Consider the following 1,978-nt stretch of genomic DNA (forward strand, 5'->3'; position numbering starts at 1 on the left):
GCAGTTTCCTTTGAAGCCTCTGCTTCTTTTGCTGCAGCCCTCTCCTCTGCCTTGTCAGCACGGAAAAGCTCATGTTCCTTTGCGTCATAGGCATATACGTGATCGGAGAGTCTTTCCTCCGGTGCTACCTGTGTGGCATTCACATCCTGCACCATGCTCTCCAGTGTCTTAAGATCCATTTGGTCATTCTTAGGCACGATCAGCACCTCATGCACACTCGAAGGTAAGATGAAATAATCCTGACCCAGCTTCTCGGTGATATCATCCATGACCTTATCGTTAAGGAGAACTGCCGCACCGTTAAGCTTATCCTCATTGGAGAGTACATACATCATCTCATCAGGTGTAGGCGGGATCATACCGGCGATGGCCTCCCTTGCCTCTTCCTCGGACATTCCGCTTCGCATCATATCAGGAAGCATCATATCCACCATGGTCTCCGTCATGCTCTTGAATGTTGCCGGAGTAAGGGTGTCCATGTTATCAAGGGCAAGCTTATGAAGCTGCTCAACATCCACACCGTAGCTCTCCATGAGCCTGTTGGTGATAGGAGCACTCATTGTGCCGCTCTCTTCCTTGCCGATTGCGATATGATAAGTAACAGCCAGATCATCCACCATGGTATGAGGCTTATCCGCAAGATACTCCGCATTCTGCTCTGCATTGATAAGACGGCAGGTGATACGGTCCTTCACGCTGTCAAAATCAGTAAGCTTGCTTACATCGAAGTCGTGAGATACCTCATGCTGGGTACGGACATCTGCGATTGTAGCCAAGATATCATCCATAGGTCTGCCTTCCTCATGCTGCTCATAAAACTGGTTGAGGTAAATATTGGGAGCGATATTGCTGTCCTCAAGCTTTACCATAAGACCATCCAGCTTCTGATCATTGTTCTTCACAACTGTCTGAATGGAAACATCCGCATCTGCGTACTTCTCAGGCAGAAACTCCTTGATACGGTCTGCCACTTCCTGCTTAAACTCTTCGTAATTCATGCCTTTGCTCCTCCCTTCATCATAGCTTCCTTCTGCATCTGTGCCTTACGCTCCAGCTTCTTTATGCCCTGCATATAGGCCGTAAAGCGAGCCTTGCCACTTGTCTTTGGCTTTTCTGCAACCTCTGTTGCGATCACGTTGTTATTCTGCATCGTTTTCGTCCTCCTTCTTCTTTGTATAATCTTCAAGAAAATCCCAGAAATCCTCCGGGGTATTCTCGCTTACCATATCTGAAATATCTTCAACGCATCCGTCCAAAAGATCTTTGTTATCCTTTCCTGCCATGCAAATAGCTCGGATCTGCTCCAGCTTTTCAGCATTGGAGATATTTCTTCTGCGACAGAGTCTTTCAATATCCTCAAATTTCACATTCATAAGGTATCCGACATTCCTGATTCCTTCGAGGATATACTTGATAAAAGCAACCTCTTCTTTTTCCAGAATGCTGATATCAGCATATTTACCGGGATAGTAATCATCATCAGATGCTCCAAAATCATGATCATCCGTGCTGGTAAGCTCCTTTTCCTCTTCGGGTGTAAGATGATATTCTTCATCAAAATCATCCGACTCATCATCGAAGTAGTCATCATCACATTCATCACAGACATACTTCTTTTTACTGTCCCTGTACTTCTTTACGGCTAAAGCCGCAGCAGAGGCCGAAGCCCCTGCCGCCACAATGCCCAGTAATACTTTTACTGCTTTCTTCATGTTGCTCACTCTCCCTTCTTCTTACGCTCCGGAAACTCAAAGGCGAACTTGAACTGAAAGCCGGTCTTTTCCTCACCATCCTTGTTGGTGTAGTCATACGCCTCCACACCTTCAGGCTTAAGAAAAGCATCATAGCTCTTGCCCTTCTTGCTCTTAAGACCTTTCATAAAGATCTTTTCTCCTGCAAGAAGCTTCTTGATCTGCTCCTCGTCAAGCTTTCTTCCCATGGCATAGCCAAGGCTCATGCCGCACTTCTCGGTGCAGTA

The 1,978-nt window shown here is 46.4% G+C and carries 4 protein-coding genes; all 4 read right to left on the reverse strand.

Annotation, left to right across the window (positions count from 1 at the left end):
* Positions 1–998 (reverse strand): DUF5688 family protein (locus tag J6I68_RS16950; RefSeq protein WP_292222036.1); only part of this gene is annotated, 998 nt, incomplete at its 3' end.
* Positions 995–1,150 (reverse strand): hypothetical protein, encoded by a 156-nt coding sequence (locus tag J6I68_RS16955; RefSeq protein WP_165444112.1) that lies wholly within the window; start codon positions 1,148–1,150, stop codon positions 995–997. The genes J6I68_RS16955 and J6I68_RS16950, both read right to left, overlap by 4 nt.
* Positions 1,140–1,712 (reverse strand): hypothetical protein, encoded by a 573-nt coding sequence (locus J6I68_RS16960; protein WP_292222038.1) that lies wholly within the window; start codon positions 1,710–1,712, stop codon positions 1,140–1,142. Before J6I68_RS16960 ends, J6I68_RS16955 begins: the two co-directional genes overlap by 11 nt.
* A 5-nt stretch (positions 1,713–1,717) precedes the next feature.
* Positions 1,718–1,978 (reverse strand): topoisomerase C-terminal repeat-containing protein (locus J6I68_RS16965; protein ID WP_330622571.1); only part of this gene is annotated, 261 nt, incomplete at its 5' end.

The organism is Butyrivibrio sp. (genome assembly GCF_017940685.1).
Classification (GTDB): domain Bacteria; phylum Bacillota; class Clostridia; order Lachnospirales; family Lachnospiraceae; genus Butyrivibrio.

What these genes read in the sequence shown, in the direction of transcription:
- J6I68_RS16955 (WP_165444112.1), bottom strand. Translation starts at nt 1,150, where the DNA reads ATGCAGAATAACAACGTGATCGCAACAGAGGTTGCAGAAAAGCCAAAG.
- J6I68_RS16960 (WP_292222038.1), bottom strand. Translation starts at nt 1,712, where the DNA reads ATGAAGAAAGCAGTAAAAGTATTACTGGGCATTGTGGCGGCAGGGGCT.